This is a genomic window from Pseudomonas sp. B8(2017) (genome assembly GCF_002113575.1).
Taxonomy (GTDB): Bacteria; Pseudomonadota; Gammaproteobacteria; order Pseudomonadales; family Pseudomonadaceae; genus Aquipseudomonas; species Aquipseudomonas putida_Z.
In genome coordinates this window covers 141,803-160,952 of the sequence record NZ_NEIO01000013.1, presented here as the reverse complement: position 1 = coordinate 160,952, position 19,150 = coordinate 141,803, and the positions used below count along the sequence as shown (strand labels likewise).

Genomic DNA, 19,150 nt, shown 5'->3' with positions numbered 1-19,150 from the left:
CCCCTTCCCCGCCCTCGCCAGCAACTTGGCCAGGTTGGCCAATATCCGCCCCCCGGTCGCGGCAAACGGGTGCCCGGCCGCCAGCGAACTGCCCTTGACGTTGAGCTTGCTGCGGTCGATCGCCCCGAGCGGCGCATCCAGCCCCAACCGCTCACGGCAATAATCGGCATCTTCCCAGGCCTTGAGCGTGCACAGCACCTGGGCAGCAAAGGCTTCGTGAATCTCGTAATAGTCAAAGTCCTGCAGCGTCAGGCCATTGCGCGCCAGCAGCCGCGGCACCGCATACACCGGCGCCATCAGCAAGCCTTCGCGACCAGTAACGAAATCCACCGCAGCAGTTTCGCCATCGACCAGATAGGCCAGCACCGACAGCCCCTGCTGCTCGGCCCATTCCTCGCTGCCCAGCAACACCAGCGAAGCACCATCGGTAAGCGGTGTGGAATTGCCCGCCGTCAGCGTGCCCTGCCCGCTGCGATCGAAGGCCGGCTTGAGCCTGGCCAGTTGCTCCAGGGTCAGGTCGGGGCGCAGGTTGTTATCACGGGTCAACGACAGAAACGGCGTCAGCAGGTCATCCTGCCAACCTTCGGCGTACGCGGCAGCCAGCGCCTGGTGGCTGAGCAGCGCCAGCTCGTCCTGTTCGGCACGGCCAATGTGCCAGGCCTGGGCCATGCGTTCGCAATGCTCGCCCATCGACAACCCGGTGCGCGGCTCGCCGTTGCGCGGCAATTCGGGTTTCAGGTGGTGAGGGCGCAGCTTGAGGAATGGCTTTAGCCGCTCGCCCAGGCTTTTGCCGCGGTTGGCCTGCAGCAAGATGTGGCGCAGGCCTTCGTTTACCGCAATCGGCGCATCGGAAGTGGTGTCCACGCCGCCGGCAATGCCGCAGTCGATCTGCCCCAGGGCAATCTTGTTGGCCACCAGCAACGCCGCCTCCAGCCCGGTGCCGCAGGCTTGCTGGATGTCGTAGGCCGGCGTCTGCGGCGACAGCCGCGAGCCCAGCACGCACTCGCGGGTCAGGTTCATGTCACGCGAGTGCTTGAGCACCGCACCGGCCACCACTTCCCCCATGCGCAACCCATGCAAGCGGTAGCGTTCGATCAGCCCTTCGAGGGCGACGGTGAGCATCGCCTGGTTGCTGGCCGTGGCGTAGGCGCCATTGGAGCGGGCGAAGGGAATTCGGTTGCCGCCCAGGATCGCGACCCGGCGAAGTGAACGCATGCGCTTGTTCCTCCTGAAACAATTTGATCCGTACAGCCTAGGTGTTTTTACCGCATTCGAACGACCTTGCCACAAAGTTGGTCCACACTTTCAAGCTTGCCTTCCGGGAGACCCACTCATGAGCGATCGCTACCTCGGCTTTGCCAACTCCAACCTCGGCCGCCGTCTTGTGGATGCCCTTGGCCTGCCACGCCCGGCGCCGCTGGAGCGCTGGCAGGCCGGCCGCCTGCGCCCGGTCGAGGGTGCCCTGGTACTGGGTGGCGGGCCACTGGCGAGCCAGGTCGAAGCCATTGCCCCGCGCCTGACCGACACGCTTTACAGCTTCAATACCGACAACCTCCAGGCCGAGGCGTGGGTGGCTGGCCTGGGGCCGAAGATCAAGGCCGTGGTATTCGATGCCAGTCACCTGTCCGACAGCGACGCGTTGAAGCAGTTGCGCGAATTTTTCCAGCCACTGCTGCGCAGCCTGGCGCCGTGCGCCCATGTGGTGGTGCTGGGCCGCGCACCAGAAAGCCTCGACGACCCGTTGGCCAGCATTGCCCAACGGGCCCTGGAAGGCTTCAACCGCTCGCTGGCCAAGGAACTACGCAACGGTGCAACCGCGCAGTTGCTGTATGTCGGGCCCGGCGCGGAAGACCAGCTGGAAGGCGCCTTGCGCTTCTTCCTCTCGCCCAAAAGCGCCTTTATCTCCGGCCAGGTGCTGCGCCTGCATGCCTGCGAAAGCCAGGTCGAGGACTGGACCCGGCCGCTGGCTGGGCGCCGCGCCCTGGTGACCGGTGCCGCGCGCGGCATCGGTGCCGCCATTGCCGAAACCTTGGCCCGGGACGGTGCCGACGTACTGCTGCTGGATGTGCCGCAAGCCAGCCAGGACCTCGACGCCCTGGCCGCGCGCCTGGGCGGCAAGGCGCTGCCCCTGGACATCTGCGCCGGCGACGCGGCAACGCAACTGCTTGCGGCCCTGCCCGACGGCATCGACATCGTGGTGCACAACGCCGGTATCACCCGTGACAAGACCCTGGCCAACATGACCCCGGAATACTGGGACGCGGTGCTGGCGGTCAACCTCAAGGCACCGCAGGTGCTGACCCAGGCGCTGTACGACAACGGCGCCCTGGGTGAAAACGCGCGCATCACCCTGCTGGCCTCGGTCAGCGGCATTGCCGGCAACCGCGGGCAGGCCAACTATGCCGCGAGCAAGGCCGGGCTGATCGGCCTGGCCCAGGCGTGGGCGCCCCGGCTCACCGAGCGCGGCGGCAGCATCAATGCCGTGGCACCCGGTTTCATCGAAACCCACATGACCGCCGCCATGCCCATGGGCCTGCGCGAGGCCGGGCGACGCTTGAGTTCGCTTGGCCAGGGCGGCCGCCCGCAGGATGTCGCCGAAGCCATCGCCTGGCTCAGCCAGCCGGGCTCCGGTGCAGTCAACGGCCAGGTGCTGCGGGTATGCGGCCAGGCTTTGATGGGGGCCTGAACATGAGCCGACACTGGCACGACCTGCACAGCCCGGCTTCGCGCGCCAGCCTGTACCTGCGCGCGGCCAGCAAGCGCACCATCAGCGGCGACCAGCTGCCGGACGACGGCCTGCGCTGCTTCATCCGCATCCAGCCGGGCAACCTGGCCGCCTATCGACGGTTGTGCCACTTCACCGACGATGGCCGCCTGCCGGGTACTTATCCACATGTCATGGCGTTCACGCTGCAGTTGCAGTTGATGACCGCGCCAAACTTCCCCTTCCCGCTGCTCGGCCTGGTGCACCTGCACAACCGCATCGAGGTGCTGCGCCCACTGGGCGGTATCGAAGGGCTGCGCTTTGCGGTGCATGCAGGCAATCTGCAAGCGCATGCCAAGGGCGGCACCTTCGACCTGGTCACCGAAGCCGAAGACGGCATCGGCCTGCTCTGGCGCGAGACCAGCCGCATGCTGGTGCGCGGGTTGAAGCTGGAAAGCGAGGCAGGTGAGCCTGCCGAGGACGAACCGCAAGCGCTGCCAGAGGCGACCCGCTGGTACGCCGACAGCGATATCGGCCGGCGTTATGCCAAGGTCTGCGGGGACTACAACCCGATCCACCTCAGCGCAACCAGTGCGCGGCTGTTCGGCTTCCCCACGGCCATTGCCCATGGCATGTGGAGCAAGGCCATGGCCCTGGCGGCACTGCGCGGGCACCTGCCGCACAGTGGCTATGCCTTCGAGGTGGATTTCCGCAAACCGGTGCGGTTGCCGTCGGAGGTGGTGCTCGGTGCCAGTGAGGCGGGGGCTGCGGGAGAGCTGCGGCTGGATGGGCATGGAGGGGTGCTGCATATGGTCGGGCGCTGGGCACCTCTGTAGGAGCGGCCTTGTGTCGCGATGGGCCGCAAAGCGGCCCCGGCGATGCCAGCGGCGAAGCTGATAATTTGGGGCCGCTTCGCGCCCCATCGCGACACAAGGCCGCTCCTACAGGGACCATGCCTGTCTTGGCGGTATACGCTTGCTTTGCATCGGGCCTGCGCAGAAGCTATGCAGCATTAGGAGACCCCCGATGAACCTGCAAGAACTCACCCAACGCCTGCACCAGATCCGCGACAACAACGACTGGCGTGGCTTCCACAGCCCGAAGAACCTGGCCATGGCCGCCAGCGTCGAAATGGCCGAGCTGGTGGAAATCTTCCAGTGGCTGAGCGAAGACCAATCGCGCCAGCTGCCCGCCGACAAGCTGGCCCATGCCGGCCAGGAAATCGGCGATGTGGTGCTGTACCTGTTGCTGCTGTGCAGCGAACTGGGCCTGGACATGGACCAGGTGGTGCGAGCCAAGCTGGCCGACAGCGAGAGGCGCTTCGCCCGATGAACGACCGTCATTTCGATGAGCTGGCCACCCGCTTTGCCGAGAAGATCTACGGCGGCGCCAAGGGCGCGATCCGCCTGGCCGTGCTGCAGGCCGACCTGGCCGAAGCCCTGCCCGACCGCCCGCTGCGCATTCTCGACATTGGTGCCGGGTTGGGTCACATGGCCTTGTGGCTGGCCCAGCGCGGCCACCAGCTGACCCTGGCCGAACCCGCCGCGCCCATGCTCGACGGCGCACGGGCGCGCTTTGCCGAAGCCGGCCAACCGGCCACCTTCATCCAGGCCCCCTGGCAAGACCTGCTCGGCCAGCTGACCGAACCCTACGACCTGGTGCTATGCCACGCCGTACTGGAATGGCTGGCCGAGCCCGAAAGCATCCTGCCGGTGCTGCACCAGCTCACGGCCCCTTCCGGGTGGCTGTCACTGGCCTTCTACAACCGCGACGCCCTGGTCTATCGCAACCTGCTCAAGGGCCATTTCCGCAAGTTGCGCAGCAACCGGCTGGAAGGTGAAAAGCAGAGCCTGACCCCGCAAAAACCGCTTGATCCACGCGAACTCAGGGCGCAACTTGATCCTATGTGGCAGGTTGAAAGCGAAAGTGGCGTGCGGGTGTTCCACGACTACATGCCCAAGGAATTCCAAGGCAAGGCCGAGCTGCTCGACCTGCTGGAAATGGAACTGGCCTACCGTCGACACCCCAGCTTCGCCGGGCTCGGCCGCTACCTGCACTGGGTCTGCCGCCCCCGCTGACCTGCCCGCCGGGAGGAATACATGCCGTACCGTCTGTTGTGCCTGGCCGTGCTGCCGCTTGCCCTGGCTGGCTGCCAGGGCAGCAACCCCTATGTGGCCAGCAGCCGCCCGTTACCACCGGCGCCTGCCCAGGCGGCCAGCACCTTCGATGCCAGTGCCTACCCGACACCGGCCCGTGATTACGGGCACTACCGTAGCTGGAGTTGGCGCGACGGCCAGTTGCCCAGTGGCTCGGTCGATACCGACCCGGGGCAACTGGCCGATGCCGTCAGCGGCGCGCTGGACCAGCATGGCCTGCGTCCCGCCCGGGGCGGCCCCGGCGACTTGCTGGTCAGCGCCGACATACGCCTGGAAAAGCGCTTGCGCCAGGTACGTGACTACGATGCCTACGACCCTTACTACGGCCCGTACCCCTACGGTGGTGTCGGTTATGGCGGCTACCGCCATGGCTATGGTGGCTATGCCAGCGTGCCCATCGTGCGCACCTATGAGGTGCAAGTGATGGTGGTGCGTATCGACCTGTACGACGCCCGCAGCGGCCAGCCGGTATGGAGTGCCAGCGCCGAAAGCGGCAGCGACAAGGACTCGCCGCGTGAACGCGAAAGCGCCCTGCGCGATTCTGTGCACAAGGCGCTCAACGGCTATCCTCCCAGTTGATATCCAACGGAGAACCATCATGTTGCGCCGTCTCGTTCTACTGTCATTCGCGTTGTTGCTCGCCGCCTGCTCCAGCAATAACGTCCAGCAGGATTTCGATGCCAGCCGTGACTTTGCCGCCTACCGCAGCTGGGCATGGCAGGAACCGGGTCTGCAGTACCGCCCGGACGACCCACGAATCAAAAGCGACCTGACCGAGCAGCGCATTCGCCAGGCAGTCGCAAATCAACTCGACCAGCGCGGCCTGCGCCCGGTGCAAAGTGGCGCGCGGCCAGACCTGACAGTGCGCGCGTACCTGATCGTCGAGCAGCGCCAGCAACAGATCACCACCAACTACGGCGGTGGCTGGGGGGGCTACTGGGGCGGCTACTGGGGTGGGCCGATGTACAACGAAACCCGCAGCGTCGACTACAAGGTCGCCACCATCCAGATCGACCTGTTCGATGGGCGTGACAGCAAGCTGGTGTGGCGCGGCAGTGCCGAGCAGATCATGAACAACTACCCGCCAAGCCCCGAGGAACGCAACAGCGCGATCCAGAACACCGTGACCAAGGTGTTGGCCAACTACCCGCCGGGGAGCAAGAAGTAACGCTCAAACACAAACTCCATGGGCGCCGCGGACCTGTGGGAGCGGGCATGCCCGCGAAGCAGGCACCGCGGTGGATGGCACGGGCTTCGCCCGTGTTCGCGGGCTCGCCCGCTCCCACAGGGGTCGCGCAAGATTTTCAACGGCAAGTACCTGTGCCAGCTACGACAAAATCCATCCCGACCACGCCTTTTTGCCTTTCCCGCCCCACTCGTCCGCAGGTTCCCGTCTATCTTCACTTAAGGAAACCTGACTGACCGGGTAGATGTGTTCAACATTTGGGAAGGGCGACCTGCCAATGCAAAGCATTGTTCTCCTGCTGTGGCTTGCCTTGTGCTCCGAACAGGATGTGCGTCAACGCCAGATATCCAACATGCTCACCCTTGGCGTGGCTACCTGCGCCCTGGCCTGGCTGTTCGCCACCGGTCATAGCTGGATCGGCGCCGATGCCAGCGATGCAGGCTGGGCGCTGGCCATCGTCATGCTGCTGACGCTGCCCGGTTACATGCTCGGCCGTTTCGGCGCCGATGACGTCAAGCTGATGGGCGCACTGGCCCTGGCCACCAGCCCGCAATACGTGCTTGGCACCTTCATCGGCGCCGGTGTCAGCGTGCTGCTGTGGCTGCTCACCCGCCGGCGCCTATGGACCTTGCTCAACCCAAAGGTGAAAAAGCGTTTGCAGGCCCTGACCGAAGAAATGGGTGACAAGCAGGCGTTCGTCCCCTATGTGCTGGCCGGTTTTCTGTTGACAGCGGTATGGGTCCAATGAGCCAGCCTGTGGTCCGACACCTTGTACAAAACTTGTACATATTCGCTTGGTGCGACTACTTTTAAACTGCCAGAGCGTCTGGCCCGGGAGCAGGGCCGTATACGAACAGGGAGTGGATCGTGTCCAGACAAGTGAGTGAGTTGAAGGTTTTGGTGGTGGATGACCAACCGGTCATTGTCGAACAACTCTGTGAATTCCTCGAAACCAAGGGCTATGTTTGCGTACCGGCCCATTCTGCTGACGAAGCCATCGTGCGCTATATGGCAGACCCAGCCATCGGTCTGCTTATCTGCGACCTGCACATGCCGGGACGGGATGGCGTTGAACTGATGCGCAACCTGAAGCAGGTCGACGGCAGCCAGCGCATGTTCGAAGCCATCATGTTGACCGGGCGTGCCGAGAAACAGGACGTGATCCGCGCGCTGCGCGAAGGCTTTGCCGATTACTACCAGAAGCCGGTGGAACTCGATGAACTGCTTGAAGGCGTACGTCGGCAGGAAGAGGCATTGCTGGAACGCCAGCGCAACTTCCACGACCTCGGCGGATTGAATCAGCGCCTGCAGGATCTGGCCGAATCGATTGACGAGCTCTACCAGGATTTGGAAAAGGCCCGGGGCCAGGGTACTCATCGACGTGCCACGGATGTGGAAGAAAGCGAAAGCGAGCTGCCAGCGGCGTTCGAGAAGCTGTCGCCACGCCAGCTGGAGGTGGCCCGCCTGGTGGGCAAGGGCAAGACCAACTACCAGATCGCCTGTGAGCTGGGCATTACCGAGAACACCGTGAAGCTGTATGTGTCGCAGGTGCTGCGCCTGACCCACATGCACAACCGCACCCAGCTGGCCCTGGCACTAACACCCAGTTCGTCGCCGGTGCATCAGCGGTTTACTACCCACTAAACAGGTAGCTTCAAGATTGTGGCGGCTGCGTTGCAGCCCATCGCGACACCTGTGGGAGCGGGCGCGCCCGCGAACACCGGCGCAGCCGGTGCCATGCACCGCGTTGGATTCTTCGCGGGCGCGCCCGCTCCCACAGCGCCCCCTTACATTTGAACGCCAAGCGTCAAAGTCAGCCGAGGCCCGCGGTCCAGGCTGTCCAATGCCACATCCGCCAAAGGCTTGGCCAGCTCCAGCGCCACATTGAACAAGCGCCCATCGCCCAACCGCACACCAAGCGCTGCCGAAGCCAGGTGGGCATCCTCCACAGGCCCCCGGCTATGCCAGGCCTGCGCCGTATCAACCACCACATAGGGCTGCACCAACGCCAGCCAGTTGGCGTGCATGCTGTAGTTCACCTCGTAAGCCACACCCCAGCCCTTGTCCCCGTCCGCCTGGTCGCGCGGGTAGCCACGACCGAAACTCTGCCCGCCAAACCCCGCACGCTCGCTGTCGGGCAAGCGGTCATCACTCCAGTACAGCGCACCAGACACCACCCCCTGCCAGTTACCGAGCAACCTGTCGCTCTGCAAACCGGAAAGCCGCAACCGCAGAAAATCCAGATCGTAATCGGCATCGCTGCGCGCTCCCAGGTAATCCAGGCCCTGATAGACCCCGGCGCTGACGATGCGCAAACGGCCCTCTTCCACCTTGCGCCAGTCGCCCTCGAATGACAGCGCACGCACGTAGGTGTCGTAGTCCCGTGCCGATGGCAACCCATCCACCCGGTCCTCGAAGTGCTCACTGACCGAATACACCTGCCCCTGCACCACCATCCATTCATCCGGCCTGACGATCACCGGCTGGCGCAGGCCGATCGCATAGCGATCGCTGTCGCGCTTGCGGGTGATATCACGGCCATCGTCCAGACGAATCTGCGTGCCGGGCTCGCTGCGATAGCGCGAAGCCGACAGCAGCAGCTGGCTGCCGCCCGCGTCCAGGTACTGGCTGTAGGCCAGGCGCTGGTAATGCACCTGGTCATCCCCCGGCGGCAGCAACAGGCTGGCCTCGATCTGTTCGGCAAAGCGAGTCTGGGCGTGGCTGGTTGCCATCATCAGCGCCTGTGCATCGTCGCGGTTGCCATCAGCAACGGTAACCGCAGCGCTGAACGGCTTGCGCTGCGCATGCACGGTCAACCGCGCAGCACCATCAGCGGTTTGCGCCACGGCCAGCTGCGGCTCTATCGTCACCCCCGGCAGGCGCTCGGCCAGGCCCAGGTAGCGCTCCAGCGTTTCCCGGGTCAGCGGGCGCTCGGTTGCAAGCCGCTCCAGCAGTTGGTGCAGATAGGCGCCGGCGGGGCCAATATCGCCGTCCACGCGGTAATCACGGATATAGCCTTCGACCAGCACCACATTGACCCTGCCATCGGCCACCTCCTGCGGCGGCAGGTAGGCGTACGACAACAGGTAGCCTTCCTGCCGATAGCGCTGGGTCAGGCGCGCGGTGTACTGCTGCAGCTCGCCCAACGTGGTCTGGCGCCCGATCAGCGGTTGGTAGTGTTCGCGCAGGTCGCTCAAGGGGAACACCGTGCCGCCTTCGAAGCGCACTTTATGCAGCACCAGCGGGGTATTCGCAGGCGCCCACGCGGGGCTGGCACCCTCCACCCCGGCCAGCTGCAGGTGAGCGCTGACCGGGCGGTAGGCGTCTATTGGCAGGTTGGCGCCGGGCAGGCGACGTTCGTACTCATGGCTGTCGAGAAAACCCGGCAAAGGTTCGGCATGGGCCGCAAGCGCCCAAGGCAGCAACAACAGGGGCACGGCCAGAGGACGCATAGGGCGCTCCATGTTCCCTGGGGCTGCGTTGCAGCCCTTCGCGGGCGCGCCCGCTCCCACCGAGATCGCGCATTTCCTGAACTGTGGGAGCGGGCGTGCCCGCGAAGGGCCGCAAAGCGGCCCCAAATTGCTTGACTGACAGGCATCAAGGGCGCCAGCCGGTCACACCCGTTACCTGCAAGCGTAGGTGCTGCCTCGGCCCTCGTCGAACGGCTACTCGCTGACCTGGAACGCCACGCGCGCCGTCTCGCCGCTTTCATCCAGCGCGCTGATTTCCGCCTGGCCTACCTGTTGGAAGCGCACCAGCAGGCTGTCCTGCCCCTGGGTTTCGCCCAATGGCTGGCCGTTGAGGAACCACCAGCGCCGCCCGCCGCCGCCCAGCGCCGACACATACAGTTGCAACGGTTCGCTGCTGGTGGCCGGGCGGCGCAGGTTGTCGCCCGGGCGCACGCCCACGATCGAAAGCGGTGGCGCGCTGGCCGGCACCTGCGGCGGGCAGGCCGGATCGATGGCCGGCAGGCGCGCCGCACGCCGTTCCATGCGCGGCAGCCAAGGCTCCAGCGGGGCGGGCCATAGGGCGATGTCGCGGGCCTTGGCGCCCGGGCAACTGCCATCGACGCGCAGCCCCTGGTCGTTGACCCATACGCTTTCGCGCAGGCCCAGGCCGAGTGGCTGGTCGGCGGCCTGCAGGGTTGGCGGCGTAGTGCCGTCCAGGGTCCAGGCGAAACGCTGACGGCGGCAGTTGCGGTCCTGTCTGTTCATCGGCTGGCCCAGCGGCCAACAGATCGCCGCCACGCCGACATTGGCCGGCACCCGCTCCACCGGCACGCCGATGCCACGCTGGCTGTCACGGTTGCTCAGCAGATCGTGCACCTGCAGCATCAGCGGCGCCGCCGAAGCCAGCCCGAATTGGCCGGGTACCGGTGTGCCGTCGGGGCGGCCGATCCATACGCCGATCAGGTAGCGCGGGCCCACGCCGATCGACCAGGCATCGCGAAAGCCGTAGCTGGTGCCGGTTTTCCAGGCCAGTTGCGGGCGTTGTACCAGCTCGGCATGCGGGTCGCGGTCGGGGCGCGCCTGGCCGCTGAGGATACGTCGGATGATCCAAGCAGCCCCGGGTGACAGCAGGCGCCGTTCCAGCAACGGATCCTGCGGTTGCAGGCGTACCCGCGCACTGTTGCCACCCCGCGCCAGCGCAGCGTAGCCACCCACCAGGTCCTCCAGGCGGCTGCCTGCGCCACCCAGGATCAACGACAGGTTGGGCTCGGCCAGGGGCGGCAGTATCAGCGGCATGCCCGCCATGCGCAGTTGCGCGGCAAAGCGTTTCGGGCCGTAGGCCTCCAGCAGTTGCACCGCCGGCAGGTTGAGCGACAGCGCCAGCGCCGAACTGGCCGACACCGGCCCGCTGAAACCCATGGAGAAGTTGCCGGGGCGATAGTCGCCATAGCGTCGCGGCACATCCTGCAGCAACGACTCGGAATGGATCAGGCCGTCATCCAGCGCCATGCCGTAGAGGAACGGCTTGAGGGTGGAGCCCGGCGAGCGCAACGAACGCACCATGTCGACATGCCCGAAGCGGCGTTCGTCGGCCAGGTCGATCGAGCCCAGGTAGGCACGCACCGCCATGGTTTGCGCATCGACCACCAGGATGGCAGCGGAGGTGCGCTCTGGAAGCCGTGCGCGCCAGCCCAGCAGCAGGTCTTCGAGGCGCCGCTGCAGTGCGGCGTCGAGCGTGGTGCGGATCAGCGGCGGGCTGTCGGCGCTGTTCAGGCGCCGGGCCAGCAGCGGCGCCAGGGCCGGTTCCTGACGTGGCGCCAGCACCAGCGGTTCTTCGGCAGCCTCACGGATTTGCTGGGCCGGCCACACCTGGTATTCGGCCAGGCGTTGCAGCACCTTGTCCCGGGCGCGCTGGGCACGTTCGGGGTGGCGGTCCGGGCGCAGGCGGCTGGGCGCCTGGGGCAGCACGGCCAGCAGCGCCGCTTCGGCCGGGGTCAGGTGCATGGGTGACTTGCCCAGGTATGCCCAGCTGGCGGCCGCCACGCCCTGCAGGGTGCCGCCGAAAGGCGCGCGGTCCAGATAGATCTGCAGGATTTCGCGCTTGGACAAATGCCATTCCAGCTGCGCCGTGCGCCACAGCTGGCGCAGTTTGCCGGCCAGGGTGCGTTCATGCGGGTCGAGCAGGCGCGCGACCTGCATCGACAGCGTGCTACCGCCCGACACCACACGCCCGCCACGCAGGTTCAGCCAGGCAGCGCGGGCCAGGGCCAACGGGTTGACCCCGGGGTGGCTGTAGAACCAGCGGTCCTCGTAGGTCAGCAGCGCCTGCAGATACAGCGGCGAAACCTCGTCGGGGCTGACCGGGTAGCGCCAAACGCCATCGGCATCGGCAAAGCGCCACAACGGCGTGCCGTCCTCGGCCAGCACCACGCGGGCCAGGTCGTCGCCTGGCATGGGCAGCGGCCAGAGGCGGTCGGCCAGCCACAACAGGCCGAACAGCATCAGCATGCCGATCACCGTGGCGCGCAACAGCCTGCCCGCACGGGTACGCGGCCGCGTTAAGCTTGGCATCGGGAACCGACCTGGCCAGGTGATGGCCAAAGGCTTGGGAACGGCAACATCGCCGATTCGTTCATCAGGAAGCAACTATGCATGTAGAAGGTTTTTTCGAGTGGCTGGGCCAGGCGCTGGGGTCGTTGATCCGCTTCATCGTCGACGCATTGAGCGGGCTGTTCAACCTGCTGGCCAGTGCCGGAGGCAATTTCATCGATGGCCTGGCGCGCACCTTGGGCATGGAGGCCTCGCTGCTCAGCATCCTCGCCCTGATCATCGGGCTGGTGCTGCTGTACTCGGCAATCCGCGCGTTCATGCGCGCCTCGATCATCCTCGGGATCATCTGGCTGCTGCTGGGGTTGTGGGTGATGAGCTGGGTGATTCACTGACATTGAACTGCCCGGCGCGGACCTGTGGGAGCGGCCTTGTGTCGCGAAAGGGCTGCGCAGCAGCCCCAGGATCTCAGCTCCGCCGCTTGAAATGCCGGGGCCGCTTTGCGGCCCTTTCGCGACACAAGGCCGCTCCCACATAGTGCGCGCAAGGCAGGTGCTTAGCGGGCTTTTACGGTCATCTCCCCTTGCCCATCCCCCACGGCCTGCAGGTTTGGCCGGTACATCGATTCGACCTGCGGCGGCGGCACGCGGTAGGTGCCCGGGGTCACTGCCCGAGCCAGGTACAGCAGGTGGGTGGTGCCGTAGCTGTCCAGCTTGAGCGCAGCGACGTAACGGTCATCGCGATACTCCTGGTGCACCACGCTGGCGTTCTGCATCGACTCGCGCCATTCCTTCACCGCACTGCTGGCGTTGTCCAGGCTGGCGGCACTCTGCGCCAGGTTCTGGTTCTCCAGCTCCAGGCCTGCCGGTAGCAAGTCCACCACCAGCGCATCCGGCACCCGGTCTTCGGCCTTGAGCGCCAGGTGCACCAGCACCAGGTCACCGCTGCGCAGGTTGTGCAGGTCCAACGGCTGGCCATTCATGCCCAGGTACTCACGGCGGATCTGCATGCCGTTGCCACCGGCCGCAGGCGCCTGGCGTGGGTAACCCGACAAGGTCAGTTGCTGGTACAGCGTTTCGCTGCCTTGGTTCTGCACACTCAATGGCGAAGCCAGCAACGGGCCTTCGAGCTTCATGCCGGCCTCGGCATTGTTGAACTCGCGCACTTCGCCCGCGCTGTCCAGGCGCGCCTGCCACTGGCCTTCCGGTTTGCCCAGCAGGCCACGGCCGGCCAGGAACAGCGCATTGCGCTCCTGGGTCGACAGCCAGCGGTTGGCCGCCAGTTCATCCGACAGGGCGAACAGGCGCTGGTCGACCTGGCGGCTGGCCAGGTTGCTTTCCTGCAGCAGCGCCAGGATCAGTGCCTGATCGCGCAGGGCGCTACCATAGTCGGCCATCCAGCCTTTACCGCGGCTGATGCCCAGGCCTGCCTGCAGGGCCTGCTCGGCACGCGGCTTGTCGCCCATCTTGTCCAGCGCCACCGCCAGTTGCACCAGCGGCAGGCCAGAGCGGGCGTCGGCACGGCGTTCGAACAGGCCACGCAGGGCACCCAGCGGCGCCTGCTGGCTGCGCGACAGCACCAATGCCGCATAGGCCTGCACAGCGAAGCGGGTGTGTTCGGCGTTCTCGCTGTAGTCGACTTCGATCAGGTTGCGCTCCTGCAGGTAGCGCAGCAGGCGCTCGCTGGCCTTCTTCAGCGCTTCGGCGGGCACACCATAGCCTTGGTCACGGGCGCGCAGCAGGAAGTCGGTGACATAGGCGGTCAGCCAGTATTCTTCTTCGCTGTCCGAGTTCCACAGGCCGAAGCTGCCGTTGTAGCGCTGCATGCCCAGCAGGTGCTCGATACCCATCTCGATCTTGCGCTTGCGCACATCGGCTGGCTCACCCTTGATGCCCAGGCGCTTGAGGCTGTCGGCATCGGCATACAGCGACGGGTAGAGGCCGCTGGTGGTCTGCTCCAGGCAACCGTAGGGGTAGGCTTCAAGGGCACGGATCTGCTCGGCCAGGTTCAGCGGTGGCCGGCTCGACAAGGCCAGGCTGGCTTCAAGCCCGGCGGGTTCGAAGGCGGCCAGGTCTGCTTCAGGCAGGGTCCATGGCTGGTCCTTCAAGGCCACGCGGTAGTGCTTGAGCATCGCCGGGTAGGCCGGGCGCACGCCCAGCGTCCACTCGCGCTCGAACGCGCCGGTCGGCTCGTTCGGCAGTTGCAGACCAGTGACCCGCACATGCACCTTGCCCTGCCCCAGGCCTCCCTGGGCCTGTACCGGGATCATCAGCGTCGAGCGCTGACCTTCAGCCAGGGCAACGTTCTGCACGGCGTTGGCCGCCAGGCTCAGCTGCCCTTCAGTGCTGATTTCAACGTTCAGCTGCTGGGCGCGGCCCGACAGGTTGGCCAGGTCCAGCGCCAGGCTGGTGCGGTCGCCACCGGCCAGGAAACGCGGCGCCGAGAGCTCGGCGATCAGCGGCGCGGCGACCACGGTCTTGCCTTCGGCCATGCCGAACTGTTCCTCGGTCCAGGCCTGGGCCATCAGCCGCAGTTCGCCATTGAAGTCGGGGATATCGACCGTGGCCTGGCCCTCGCCCTTGTCGTCCAGGGTCACCGGCAGGCTCTGCTGGGCGACGATGGTCACCGTGGTGTTGGGGCGCTTGCCACCCTTGGCCATCGCCGCGTCACCACCAAATGCCAGGCTGGCCAGGCGGCCCTGGCCGGCTTCGATCAACTGGCCGTAGATATCCAGCTGGTCAGCACCGTAAGCCTTGCGCCCGAACAGGCTGGCGAACGGGTCAGGGGTCTTGAAGTCGGTGATGTTGAGGATGCCCACGTCCACCGCCGACAACAGCACATGCACCTGTTCAGGCACGCTGCCATCGGCATTTGCAGCCTTGACCTTCACGGTCAGCGGCTGTTTCGGGCGCATTTTCTCCGGCGCCTGCAGGCTCACCGCCAGCTTGCGCTCGGCGCGGTTCAGCGGCAGGTGCAGCACGCCCACCGCGCGTTTCGGCGTGGCGTTGGCCTTGCGCTCACCCGGGCGGATCACCAGCGCGCTGATGTACAGGTCATGGCGTGCCCACTGCTTGTCCAGTTGCACATCGAACGTCTTGCCCTCGGCGGGCACGTCGATCTCCTGCCACCACAGCGGGCCGTCGCTGGACTCGATCATCAGGTAGCCACTGCCGGCTGCGGGCGGGGTGACGGTGACCTTGGCGGTAGCGCCGTCGGCGTAGGCCGGTTTGTCCAGCGCCAGCTTGACCTGGTCCGGCCGCACCGCGCCGCCTTCGGCGTTGTCCTGGGCGCGGTAGCCAGCCCAGAAGCGCGCGCTGGACACCAGGCCCGTCTCCGGATCCTCCACCTCGACACGGTACGGGCCCCATTCCACCTGGAAGCTCAGCTTGGCGGTGGAGCCGGCCTTGACGCTGACGGTCTCTTCGCTCTGGGTGAGGAATTTCTCGTTGTAGGCGTAGCTCCAGCCATCGCTCTGCGAGTAGTTCCAGTAGTAGTCGCGGCGCTCGCGTACCAGCCGCACCTTGAGGTCGTTGGCCGCCAGCTTCTTGCCGTTGCGGTCGGCCACCAGGAACTCGAACTCCACCGGCCCGTCACTGTCGGTTTCCTCGCCGTCGAACAGGCCACGCAGGCCTGGCAGGCGCTCGGCCGGCCAGATGGGTTGTTCCAGGCGCCGGGTAATCGGCCGGCCACCGGACTCCTGCAGGCTGGCCTGCACGGTCAGTTGCAGCGGCGAGCGGGCTTCGGCCCAGCGGCTTTCGATGTCGACCACGGCCTTGCCGGCCTGGTCGAGGGTGACTTCGTCCAGCTCCAGGTCCTGGTTCAGCTCGGTTTCGGTGACCGAGCCGAACTGGTAGCCAGGCAGCGCCGGTACCGCCTCGCGCAGCGGGCGAACATAGGCCTGGCCGCTCAGGCGGTTGCCGGCAGCCGGGGCGCCGTAGAGGTAACGGCCATTGACCTGGATGCGTGCATCCTGATCCGGAGACAACGGTTTGCTGCTGCCCTTGAGTTCCAGCGCCAGGCGCTCGGGCAGGAAATCTTCGACGAGGAATTCGTACACCTGCTTGCGCCCGCCGCCCAGGTCGAGCAGCAGTTGCCAGCGCCCGGTCGGGGCCTCGCTGGCCAGCTGCAGCTGGTACTGGTACAGGCCATTGCCGTCGGCTTCCCAGACGAACTTGCGGCTGACCTGCTCATCCGGGCGACGCACTTCCACGCTCACTGGCTGCACCTTGACCGGCTTGCCGTCCTGGTCACGCAGCAGGCCGTTGAGCAACACCGTTTCACCGGGGCGATACAGGTCACGCGGGCCAAAGATGAAGAACTGCAGCGGGTTGGCCTGCGGGCCGGTGATGTCGAACTCGGCCAGGTCCAGCGCCGCGCTGCTCAGGCGCAGCAGGGTGGTGTGCACACCCTGGGTGGCGATCAGGGTGTCGGCCTTGGGCGTGATCGGCAGCTGGGCGTGGCCATCGCCATCGGTGCTGGCCTGGGCCAGCAGCTTGCCCTTGTCGTCATGGATTTCAATGTTCACGCCGTTCATCGCCTTGCCGCCTTCCAGAGCCTGGGCGAACACATCGATGCGGTCGCGGTAACGGTGCGCGGACACACCGATGTCGCTGAGGGTGAACAGGGTCGCTGGTTGCGAGTAGTCGTAGGTGCCCGAGGCTCGCATCACCGCCAGGTACACGCCTGGCTCCTGCAGCGGCTTGATGCCGGCGATCGGCAGCAGCACGGTCTCGCGGGTGTTGCGTGCGGGGTTGAGGTCGAAGCGGCCGCTGTAGACCAGCTCGGCCATATCCAGGGTTTCCTTGGACTGGTAGTAGTACAGGCTGCTGTTGCGCCCCCAGTTGACCAGGAAGGTCGAGAGCATGTCCGGCTTCACGCGGAAGAATTCGACATCGACCTTGTCGACGTTGAGGGCGATCACCGGCAGGCCCTCGGCCAGGCGCGTGGGCAGCAGCGAACCACGGCTGGCGAAGCCGATGGTCGGCTGCATGTCGCGGGTTTCCAGGCGGCTGATCGACTCGCTGTCCAGTTGCTTGCCATTGACCGCCAGCAGGCCCTTGTCGACGGTCAGCACCAGCTTGCGCTGCGGCTCCAGGTGGCGCAGGCGCAGTTCCATCTGGTTGTCGGAGAGCTCCCAGGCGCCGTCCAGCTTGCCTTTGACGGTGTCGACCAGGTGCACTTTGCTGGCGAAGTCCTGCTTGGCATCCAGCGGCGCGGAGAAACTGATCGACAGCGTCGCGGCGCCATCGAGCTGCACTTCGGAAACATCCAGCACCGTCAGCTCGCGGCCCTCGTAGCGTTTGGCGAGTACGGCCGGGTCTTCGCGTTGGGGTGCCGGGGTGGCAGCGGGCGCTGTGGCCGCCGGCTTTTCGGATGGCGCCGGCTTGTCCGGCGTCGAAGAGTCACAGGCACTGAGCAAAGCCAGCGCGCAGGCCAGCAACAATCCTTTGTTGAACATGGAGTAGAACTCTTTGGCAGCGTGTACGTGAGGGCAGCAACTATAGCGCAATGGCGGGTGCAGTACCTGGCGTTGCGCGCATTGGTTGCCAGGCCGTTACACTGTGCCATTCGTTAAAAGGAGGGCCGCTTCGCGCCCCTTCGCGGGCTTGCCCGCTCCCACAGGTTCGGCGCCGGCCGCAAGAACAACACTATCCTGTGGGAGCGGGCGTGCCCGCGAAGGGGCGCGCTGCGGCCCCAGGGTCCCATGGAATGCAAATGTCCCAACTCTCAACCGACTGGCAGCACCGCCCCACCCACCACAAGGTCTGGGCACTGGCCGCGCCGATGATCCTGTCCAACATCTCCGTGCCGCTGGTAGCCCTGGTCGACAGCACGGTCATCGGCCACCTCCCCCACGCCCACCAGTTGGGTGCCGTAGCCGTGGGCGCCACGCTGTTCACCTTCATGGTCGGCCTGATGGGCTTCCTGCGCATGGGCTCCACCGGCTTCGCCGCCCAGGCCGCCGGCCGTGGCGACGGTGCAGCGTTGCGCCAGGTACTGGTACAAGGGCTGCTGCTGGCGGTCGGCTTCGCCCTGCTGATCGGCCTGCTGGCCCTGCCCTTCAGCCAGCTGGCGCTGCAGGCGATGCAACCCAGCGCGGCCCTGCAGCAAGCCACCGAAGACTTCTTCCATACCCGCCTGCTCGGCCTGCCCGCGGCACTGGCCAGCTACGCCCTGGTCGGCTGGTTCCTCGGCACCCAGAACGCGCGGGCGCCGCTGGCCATCCTGCTGACCACCAACCTGCTGAACATCGCCTTGAACCTGTGGTTCGTGCTTGGCCTGGGCTGGGGCGTGCTGGGTTCGGCGCGGGCATCGGTGATTGCCGAGTGGAGCGCCGCCCTGCTCGGCCTGGCCCTGACCCGCCCGGCCCTGCGCGCCTACCCGGGGCAGATCGTGTGGGCGGCGCTCAAGCGCTGGCAGGCCTGGCGGCCGCTGCTGGCGGTGAACCGCGACATCTTCCTGCGCAGCCTGGCGCTGCAACTGGTGTTCCTGCTGATAACCGTGCAGGGCGCACGCCTGGGCGAAGCCACCGTGGCGGCCAATGCCCTGCTGCTCAACGGCCTGCTGCTGACTGCCTATGCGCTCGACGGGTTGGCGCATGCGGTGGAGGCCCTGTGCGGCCATGCCATTGGCGCCCGCGACCGCGACACATTGCGCCGCTCGCTGGTGGTGGCCTGTGGCTGGTCGCTGATCACCAGCCTGGGGTTTGCCGGGTTGTTCCTGCTGGGCGGGCACCTGTTCATCGATTTGCAGACCGACATCGAAAGTGTGCGGGCAGCGGCCTATCCGTACCTGCCGTACCTGGCATTGCTGCCGTTGATTGCGGTGTGGAGTTATTTGCTGGATGGCTTGTTCATTGGCGCGACACGGGCGCGGGAGATGCGTAATGCGATGTTGGTGTCGGTGGTGATTGCGCTGCCCTTGGGAGTGCTCATGGGTGGGTTTGGCAACCATGGGTTGTGGCTGGCGTTTCTCGGGTTCATGGCGTTGCGGGCGGTGACGTTGGGGTGGGTGGGGTGGCGGTTGCAGGAAAAAGGTGAGTGGATTCAGTAATGCCGGGGCCGCTCCCACATTGATCGGCGTACGCAGGACTTTGTGGGAGCGGCCT

Annotated in this window: 14 protein-coding genes; 10 read left to right on the top strand and 4 right to left on the bottom strand. The window is 66.1% G+C overall.

All coding sequences use genetic code 11. The features are described from left to right. Positions 1 to 1,215, bottom strand: a 1,215-nt coding sequence (locus CAG22_RS18855; protein ID WP_085705938.1) for an acetyl-CoA C-acetyltransferase, incomplete at its 3' end; no start/stop codon positions are given. 118 nt (positions 1,216 to 1,333) lie between these two features. On the opposite strand from CAG22_RS18855, the gene CAG22_RS18850 reads away from it, so the two are divergent. The 8 genes from CAG22_RS18850 (at position 1,334) to CAG22_RS18810 (ending at position 7,690) form a co-directional block, all read left to right on the top strand. Beyond that, positions 1,334 to 2,686, top strand: a complete 1,353-nt coding sequence (locus CAG22_RS18850) for a 3-oxoacyl-ACP reductase (protein WP_085705937.1) — start codon at positions 1,334 to 1,336, stop codon at positions 2,684 to 2,686. Positions 2,687 to 2,688: 2 nt separating this feature from the next. Next, positions 2,689 to 3,540: a MaoC/PaaZ C-terminal domain-containing protein gene (locus CAG22_RS18845; RefSeq protein ID WP_085705941.1), complete on the top strand. Its 852-nt coding sequence runs from the start codon at positions 2,689 to 2,691 to the stop codon at positions 3,538 to 3,540. A 190-nt stretch (positions 3,541 to 3,730) separates the two neighbouring features. After that, positions 3,731 to 4,036 (top strand): MazG-like family protein, encoded by a 306-nt coding sequence (locus CAG22_RS18840; RefSeq protein ID WP_013970728.1) that lies wholly within the window; start codon positions 3,731 to 3,733, stop codon positions 4,034 to 4,036. Then, a complete protein-coding gene (locus tag CAG22_RS18835) occupies positions 4,033 to 4,782 on the top strand; it encodes a methyltransferase domain-containing protein (RefSeq protein WP_015268825.1) in 750 nt (249 codons plus the stop codon). Before CAG22_RS18840 ends, CAG22_RS18835 begins: the two co-directional genes overlap by 4 nt. 21 nt (positions 4,783 to 4,803) lie before the next feature. Continuing rightward, a complete protein-coding gene (locus CAG22_RS18830; protein ID WP_025337577.1) occupies positions 4,804 to 5,439 on the top strand; it encodes a DUF4136 domain-containing protein in 636 nt (211 codons plus the stop codon). 19 nt (positions 5,440 to 5,458) lie between these two features. After that, the gene (locus CAG22_RS18825; RefSeq protein WP_075044499.1) at positions 5,459 to 6,028 is read left to right on the top strand and encodes a DUF4136 domain-containing protein; all 570 of its coding nucleotides are present in this window, start codon (positions 5,459 to 5,461) and stop codon (positions 6,026 to 6,028) included. A 295-nt stretch (positions 6,029 to 6,323) separates the two neighbouring features. Continuing rightward, positions 6,324 to 6,794 carry a prepilin peptidase gene (locus CAG22_RS18815; protein ID WP_075044498.1) on the top strand — a complete coding sequence of 157 codons (471 nt, stop codon included), beginning with the start codon at positions 6,324 to 6,326 and terminating at the stop codon, positions 6,792 to 6,794. 119 nt (positions 6,795 to 6,913) lie between these two features. Further along, positions 6,914 to 7,690 (top strand): response regulator transcription factor, encoded by a 777-nt coding sequence (locus CAG22_RS18810; protein WP_085705935.1) that lies wholly within the window; start codon positions 6,914 to 6,916, stop codon positions 7,688 to 7,690. A gap of 143 nt (positions 7,691 to 7,833) precedes the next feature. On the opposite strand, the gene CAG22_RS18800 is transcribed toward CAG22_RS18810, so the two are convergent. Continuing rightward, positions 7,834 to 9,498, bottom strand: coding sequence for a ShlB/FhaC/HecB family hemolysin secretion/activation protein (locus tag CAG22_RS18800; protein WP_085705933.1), 1,665 nt, complete (start codon positions 9,496 to 9,498; stop codon positions 7,834 to 7,836). 213 nt (positions 9,499 to 9,711) lie between these two features. Then, positions 9,712 to 12,066, bottom strand: coding sequence for a peptidoglycan glycosyltransferase PbpC (pbpC, locus tag CAG22_RS18795; protein WP_085705932.1), 2,355 nt, complete (start codon positions 12,064 to 12,066; stop codon positions 9,712 to 9,714). A gap of 77 nt (positions 12,067 to 12,143) precedes the next feature. Here pbpC and CAG22_RS18790 point away from each other — a divergent pair, with 77 nt between their 5' ends. Beyond that, a complete protein-coding gene (locus CAG22_RS18790; protein ID WP_085601445.1) occupies positions 12,144 to 12,437 on the top strand; it encodes a hypothetical protein in 294 nt (97 codons plus the stop codon). 161 nt (positions 12,438 to 12,598) lie between these two features. Here the strand turns inward: CAG22_RS18790 and CAG22_RS18785 are convergent, their stop codons facing one another. Then, positions 12,599 to 17,500, bottom strand: coding sequence for an alpha-2-macroglobulin (locus CAG22_RS18785; protein ID WP_085705931.1), 4,902 nt, complete (start codon positions 17,498 to 17,500; stop codon positions 12,599 to 12,601). A gap of 257 nt (positions 17,501 to 17,757) precedes the next feature. Here CAG22_RS18785 and CAG22_RS18780 point away from each other — a divergent pair, with 257 nt between their 5' ends. Further along, positions 17,758 to 19,095: an MATE family efflux transporter gene (locus CAG22_RS18780; RefSeq protein WP_085705930.1), complete on the top strand. Its 1,338-nt coding sequence runs from the start codon at positions 17,758 to 17,760 to the stop codon at positions 19,093 to 19,095. The last annotated feature ends 55 nt before the right edge of the window (positions 19,096 to 19,150 follow it).